Origin of the sequence: Achromobacter sp., from assembly GCF_032113835.1 — a bacterium.
GTDB lineage: Bacteria > Pseudomonadota > Gammaproteobacteria > Burkholderiales > Burkholderiaceae_B > Achromobacter.
In genome coordinates, this window is the sequence record NZ_DAMCTG010000148.1 from 1 (window position 1) to 6,789 (window position 6,789).

Below are 6,789 nucleotides of genomic sequence, written 5' to 3' on the forward strand. Positions count from 1 at the left end.
CGTTAAGAACACACCGCAGCGGATTGCCCGCCACAGTGGAGTCAAAATACCTGCCGGCTGGCTGACCCTTGCGGGGTGGCCCGTGGGGGAGTCGCCTGGCTTGAGCAGGGCCTAATCAAAAAACTGCTTTAAAAATTCCTGCAGCAATACTGCCTGTAGCTGTACTGCCTATAGCAATACAGCTCATAACATCACTGGTTGGCGTGCTGCCAGAAATCCAGTATTGCCTGCACCGTTTCCGCGATCGTCAAATTGGACGAATCCAGCACGTGTGCATCTGCTGCGGGAGCCAGCGGCGCAGTGGCGCGCCCGGTGTCGCGCGCGTCACGCTCGCGCATATCCCGCAAGAGGTCGTCTAGATTAGCAGAAATTCCCTTTTCGATCAACTGCTTACGCCGCCTCTCCGCCCGAGCGACCACGTCGGCGACCAGGAAGACCTTCAGGGAAGCGTCCGGGAACACGACGGTGCCCATGTCGCGGCCGTCCGCTACCAGGCCGGGCGGTAGCCGGAAGGCGCGCTGGCGCTCGAGCAAGGCCTGCCGCACACCCGGGAAAGCCGCCACGCGTGACGCGAAATTGCCGACTTCTTCACGGCGGATGTCATGGCCGGCATCGGCGCCCTCGAGGTAGACGTGGGGGCCGTCGAAACGCACGTCCAGCGTCTCGGCCACACGCGCCACCGCAGGCTCGTCCTCGGCAGCGACGCCACGGTTGATGGCGGCCAGCGCGGTCAGGCGGTACAGCGCGCCGCTGTCCAGCACGGCCCAGCCCAGCGCCTTGGCGACGCGGTGAGCCACGGTGCCCTTGCCGGACGCGGTGGGACCGTCGATCGTGATGACCGGGGCCAGGGAAGCGGAAGTTGAAGCAGTCAAAGTCATGGATGCGATGCAGCGCTAGGCCGAAACCAGGCCGGCGTAGACGTCAAAGTAACCCGGGAACGTCTTGCTGACACATCCGGGGTCAAGAATGCGGACCGACGCCGGACCGAATGCCGCCAGCGAAAAGCACATCGCCATGCGGTGGTCATCCCAGGTGCCGATATGCGCGTCGCGCCAGGCGCCCTGCGCCGGCGGCGTCACGCGCAGCCAATCGGGGCCGGACTCCACCTGCGCGCCCAGCTTTTCCAGCTCGGTCTGCATGGCATGGATGCGGTCCGTTTCCTTGACGCGCCAGCTGCCGATGTTGCGCAGCCGGCACGGGCCGTCGGCATACAGGGCCAGCGCCGCAGCCGTCATCGCCGCGTCGGGAATCAGGTTGAAATCGGTGTCGAAAGCCTTGAGGCGCTCGCCGTCGGCAACCTGCACGCCCGACACCTCGATCCAGTCCGGACCATAGGTGACCTTGGCGCCCATGTCCGCCAGCGTGCTGGCGAACCCCACGTCGCCCTGGATGCTGTCGGCGCCGACACCGGTCACGCGCACCGGACCGCCGCCGATGGCGCCCAGCGCCAGGAAATACGACGCCGTCGATGCGTCCCCTTCCACCGCGATCTGGCCCGGACTGCGATAGGCTGCGCCCGCATCCACGACGAAACGGCTCCAGCCGTCGCGCTGCACCAGCACGCCGAAGCGCGCCATCAGGTTCAGCGTGATCTCGATATAGGGCTTGGAGATGAGTTCGCCCGCGACCTCGATGGTGACGGGCTTGCCGCTGCGCGCGGCCTGCAGCGGCGCGGCCAGCAGCAAGGCGGTCAGGAACTGGCTGGACACCGAACCCTGAACGCGGGTCACGGCGTTTTCAGCGATGTCGCCGCGGCCGATGTGCAGCGGCGGATAGCCCGGCTGGCCCAGATAGTCGACGCGCGCGCCCAGCGCGTTCAGGGCATCGACCAGGTCGCCGATCGGGCGCTCGTGCATGCGCGGCACGCCCGACAGGCGGTAATCGCCGCCCATGAGCGCCAGCGCCGCCGTCAACGGACGGATGGCGGTGCCTGCATTGCCCATGAAGAGGTCGGCGCTTTCCACCGGAAATCGGCTGACGCCCTGCACCGTGACGCGCCCGGCTTCCAGGTCGGACACCTGCACGCCCAACTGGCGCAACGCGGCCAGCATGACGCGAGTGTCGTCGGAGTCCAGCAGGCCGGTGATGACCGTCGTGCCGTCGGCGATGGCCGACAGCAACAGCACGCGGTTGGAAATGCTCTTGGATCCCGGCAAGGCCATCGCGCCCTGCGCGCGCCGCACGCGCGGCAGATCGAGGTAAGACAAAGCGCCCATTCAGCTACTCCTTGCGCCAGCCGCGGCGCGCACGCGCCGCCGTGTCCAGCAGCGTCAGCAAAGCCTCGCCGTCGCCATCGGCGATGGCGCGCTCGGCACGGTCCAGCACGCCGCGCACAGCGGCCAGCTCGGCCAGCATCGCGTCGCGATTGGACAAAAAAATGTCGCGCCACATCTCGGGCGATCCGGCGGCGATACGGGTGAAATCACGAAAGCCGCTGCCCGCCAGATCCAGCCGGGTCGCGGCGTCGGCAGCCGTGGCCACCTGTTCCATATACACCGACGACAGCAGGTGCGGAAGATGGCTGACCGAGGCGAGCACGCGATCGTGTGCATCGGCGTCCATGTCGATCACGTCCGCGCCGCAAGCCTGCCAGGCCCGGCGCACGAGCGCCATGGCCGCCGCGCCGTTTTCAGGCACGGGCGTGAGGATGACGGTCCGTCCGCGGTAAAGGCCCGCATCGGCGGCCTCCGGCCCGGTGCGCTCGGCGCCCGCGATGGGGTGGCCCGGCACGAACTGGCCAATGCGGTCACCCAACGCGGCGCGCGCCGCTTCGACCACTTCAGCCTTGGTGCTGCCGCCGTCGGTCAGCACGGCGCCCGGCGAGAGGTGCGGCCTTATCTGCGACAGCACGTTCGTCAGACCGCCGACCGGCGTGGCCAGCATGATGAGGTCAGCCTGAGCCGCCGCGGCTTCGGCCGATACGGCCTCGTCGATGAGACCCAGCGCAACGGCGCGTTCCAGGGACTGCGCATTGCGTCCCACGCCCAGCACCTTGCCCACCTGCCCTGCCTGCCGCAAGGCCGCTGCAAACGAACCGCCGATCAAGCCGACGCCAACCACGGCCAATACAGGAATCAGGGGGCCCGAGGCCCCCTGATCGGAAGAAGGTAACGCGTCGTTCATGCGGTCAGGATGGCGGTCAGGGCGTCGATGAATCGGGCGTTTTCCTGGGGCAGCCCGATGGACACGCGCAGCCACTCCGGCAGACCGTCGCCCGCGACGGGGCGCACGATGACGCCGCGCTTGAGGAGTTCAAGATTGATGCGCGGCGCGTCGCCCACGTGGACCAAAACGAAGTTGCCGTAGCTGGGCACGTAACGCAGATTGAGCTTGTCGAACGCGGCGCACAGTTGCGCCTTGCCCGCCTTGTTGGAGGCGTAGGCTTCTTCCAGGTATTCCGCGTCGCCCAGCGCGGCGATGGCCGCGGCCTGGGCCAGCGTGTTGACGTTGAACGGCTGGCGCACGCGGTTGAGCAGATCGGTCAGGCCGGGCTGCGCCACCGAGAAGCCGACGCGCAGGCCTGCCAGGCCGTAGGCCTTGGAGAACGTGCGCGACACGATCAGGTTCGGATAACGACGCGCCAACGCGGTGCTGTCGAAGCGGAATTCCGGATCCAGGTATTCGTTGTAGGCCTCATCCAGCACGACCGTGACGCGGTCGCCGTGCGCGGTATGCACGCGCTCCAGGAATTCGGCGATCTTCTCGCCCGGCACGAAGGTGCCGGTGGGATTGTTCGGGTTGGCGATGAACAACAGGCGCGTGTCGTCGGCGATGGCGTCGAACATCGCATCCAGGTCGTGGCCGTGGTCGACGGCCGGCACCACGATGTGGCGCGCGCCGCGCGCCTGCGTGGCCAGACGATAGACGGCAAACGAGTACTGCGCGTACACCGCCGAGGCGCCCGGCTCCAGCAGCGCCAGCGCGGCGATTTCCAGAATGTCGTTCGAGCCGTTGCCGAGCGTGATCCAGTTCATCGGCACGCCGTAGCGTTCGGCGAGCGCCGCCTTCAGATCAAAGCCATTGGGATCCGGATAGCGCGCCAGCGATTCTGCGGCGGCCAGCATGGCCGCCTTTGCCGACTTGGGCATGCCCAAGGGATTTTCGTTGGAGGCCAGCTTGACGATGGTCGCCGGATCCAGCCCGAACTCGCGGGCCAGTTCTTCGATCGGCTTGCCGGCCTGGTACGGGGCGATGGCGCTGACGTGCGCGGGGGCAACGAGGGGCTTGGATGCGTTGGTCATGATGTGGGATATCACTGCGCCGGGTACGAGCCCAGCACTTTGAGGTAGGCAACCTGCGCCTGCAAGGCCGCCAGGGCGCGCTCGACATTCGGGTCGTTCCGGTGGCCCAGGACGTCGACGTAGAAATAGTATTCCCACTGGCCGGTGCGCGCGGGGCGCGACTCGAAGCGCGTCATCGATACGCCGTTGGCGGCCAGGGGCGCCAGCATTTCGTAGACCGCGCCCGCGCGGTTCGGCACCGCCAGGATCAGGCTGGTCTTGTCCTTGCCGCTGACCAGCGGCTCGATATTGCCGATCGCCAGGAAGCGGGTGCGGTTGTGCGGGTCGTCCTGGATGCCGGCGGCGACGATCTGCAGGTTCCAGGCGGGCGCGGCCACTTCGCCGGCGATGGCGGCGATGCTCGCATCCGACGCGGCCGCGCGTGCCGCCTCGGAATTGCTGGAGGCGGCCACGCGCTCGACGTCGGGATAGTTGCGCGTCAGCCAGCCCTGGCACTGGGCCAGCGCCTGCGGGTGCGCGGAAATCGTCTTGATGCCGTCCATGCTGCCCGACTGCGACATCAGGCAATGGCGGATGACGAGCGAACGCTCGCCCAGGATCTTGACCGGGGTATTCAGCAGCAGGTCCAGGCTGCGGTTGACGGCGCCTTCGGTGGAGTTTTCCACCGGCACCATGCCCACATCTGCCTGGCCGGCCTCGACGGCCCGGAAGACCTCGTCGAACGAAGCGCAAGGCAGCTTCTGGACCGCATGGCCAAAATGCTCCAGTGCGGCCTGTTCCGAGAACGAGCCCTGCGGTCCCAGGAACGCAACGGTCATGCCGCGTTCCAGGCCCCGGCATGCGGAGATGATTTCGGTCCAGACCGACGCCACGCCGGCGTTCGGAAACGGTCCGGGATTGATCTGCTGCAGGCGGCGGATGACCTCGGCCTCGCGCTCGGGGCGCAGCACCGGGCCATCGGCGTGCGCGGCATGCTTGGCCTCGCCCACTTCCAGCGCGGCGCGCGCGCGCTGCGACAGAAGATCGAGGATCTGCGCGTCGAGGTCGTCGATGCGCTTGCGCAGGGGAAGCAGCTTGCGCTGCAGCTCGTCATCCATGGCGGCGCTCGAATTCCTTCAGGTACTCGACCAGCGCCGTCACGCCTTCGAGCGGCAGCGCGTTGTAGATGGAGGCGCGCATGCCGCCCACGCTCTTGTGACCCTTCAATTGCGTGAGACCCGCTGCCTCGGCGCCCTTCAGGAAGGCGTCGTTGAGCGATTCGTCATGCAGCACGAACGGCACGTTCATGCGCGAGCGCACGGGTGCGTGGATGGGATTGCGGTAGAAGCCGGTGCTGTCCAGGTAGCCGTACAGCAGATCGGCCTTGGCCTTGTTGGCGGCTTCCATGCCCGCCACGCCGCCATTGGCCTTGACCCACTTGAACACCAGGCCCGCGATGTAGATCGCAAAGGTCGGCGGGGTGTTGTACCGCGAGTGTTCGGCCGCCACGTTGGCGTAGTCAAACGCCGAGGGGCAGATCGGCAAGGCCTGGCCGATCAGGTCGCGGCGCGCGATGACCATGGTGACGCCGGCCGGACCGGCGTTTTTCTGCGCGCCGGCGTACATCATGCCGCAGCGGGACACGTCCATCGGGCGCGACAGGAAATGCGAAGAGGCGTCGATGACCAGCGGCACGTCGGGCGCGCCGAGGTCGGCGGTGTCGGGCCAGTCCAGAAACTCGACGCCGCCAATGGTTTCGTTGCTGCACAGGTGCAGGTAGGCCGATTCCTTGCGCACCTGCCAGGTATTGGCGGGCGGCACCCAGGTCAGCGGCCCCTGCTCGTGGCCATCGATCTGGGTGGCGTGATCGGAGCTGGCCGCAACGTGCGTGCTGCCGTAGCGGCCGGCTTCCTTGAACGATCGCTTGGACCAATGGCCCGTCACGACGAAATCCGCGGCGGGCGCGCCGCGGCGTCCCATGAGATTCATGGGGACGATGGCGTTTTCCCCGGAACCGCCGCCTTGCATGAACATGACGGCGTAGTCGGCCGGCAGGCCCAGCAGGTCGCGCAGATCGGATTCTGCTTCATCGCAGATCTGCACGAAATGCTTGCCGCGATGGCTCATTTCCATCACGGACATGCCGCTGCCGTGCCAGTCCAGCATTTCTGCAGCGGCTTGCTGCAGCACCACCTCGGGCAAGACCGAGGGGCCAGCCGAGAAGTTCCAGGGGCGGGCCATTATTGCTCCGTAGGTTCCGTCGAATCTGCTGCGTCGCTGCTGTCGTCGCCACCGGTTTCCTGGCCGTCTTCGTCCAGTTCGCCGTCGTCGTCCGCATCGCTTTCGACGACACGGCGCACGCCGGACAGCGTGCTGCCGTCGTCGACGTTGATCAGCGTGACACCCTGCGTCGCACGGCCCATTTCGCGGATTTCCGCGACGCGGGTGCGCACCAGGACGCCGCCGGTGGTGATGAGCATGATCTCATCGGTAGGCGTGACCAGCACCGCGCCCACCACCTTGCCGTTGCGCGAGGTGGTCTGGATGGCGATCATGCCCTTCGTGCCGC

At 67.1% G+C, this 6,789-nt stretch carries 7 protein-coding genes; all 7 read right to left on the bottom strand.

The features are described from left to right. Positions 1-191: 191 nt before the first annotated feature. Positions 192-872: a (d)CMP kinase gene (cmk, locus tag RT697_RS26455; protein ID WP_409517497.1), complete on the bottom strand. Its 681-nt coding sequence runs from the start codon at positions 870-872 to the stop codon at positions 192-194. Between the two features lie 21 nt (positions 873-893). Next, on the bottom strand, positions 894-2,216 hold the full coding sequence (gene aroA / locus RT697_RS26460; RefSeq protein ID WP_313702602.1) for a 3-phosphoshikimate 1-carboxyvinyltransferase: 1,323 nt from the start codon (positions 2,214-2,216) through the stop codon (positions 894-896). A gap of 4 nt (positions 2,217-2,220) precedes the next feature. Beyond that, positions 2,221-3,123: a prephenate dehydrogenase/arogenate dehydrogenase family protein gene (locus RT697_RS26465; protein ID WP_313702603.1), complete on the bottom strand. Its 903-nt coding sequence runs from the start codon at positions 3,121-3,123 to the stop codon at positions 2,221-2,223. Beyond that, the gene (gene hisC, locus RT697_RS26470; RefSeq protein WP_313702604.1) at positions 3,120-4,241 is read right to left on the bottom strand and encodes a histidinol-phosphate transaminase; all 1,122 of its coding nucleotides are present in this window, start codon (positions 4,239-4,241) and stop codon (positions 3,120-3,122) included. The genes RT697_RS26465 and hisC overlap by 4 nt, the downstream gene beginning before the upstream one ends. A gap of 11 nt (positions 4,242-4,252) precedes the next feature. Then, positions 4,253-5,338, bottom strand: a complete 1,086-nt coding sequence (gene pheA, locus RT697_RS26475) for a prephenate dehydratase (RefSeq protein ID WP_313702605.1) — start codon at positions 5,336-5,338, stop codon at positions 4,253-4,255. After that, positions 5,331-6,461 carry a 3-phosphoserine/phosphohydroxythreonine transaminase gene (serC, locus tag RT697_RS26480; protein WP_313702606.1) on the bottom strand — a complete coding sequence of 377 codons (1,131 nt, stop codon included), beginning with the start codon at positions 6,459-6,461 and terminating at the stop codon, positions 5,331-5,333. The genes pheA and serC overlap by 8 nt, the downstream gene beginning before the upstream one ends. Then, the coding region (locus RT697_RS26485) for a DNA gyrase C-terminal beta-propeller domain-containing protein (RefSeq protein ID WP_313702607.1) at positions 6,461-6,789 on the bottom strand (329 nt) is incomplete at its 5' end. The genes serC and RT697_RS26485, both read right to left, overlap by 1 nt.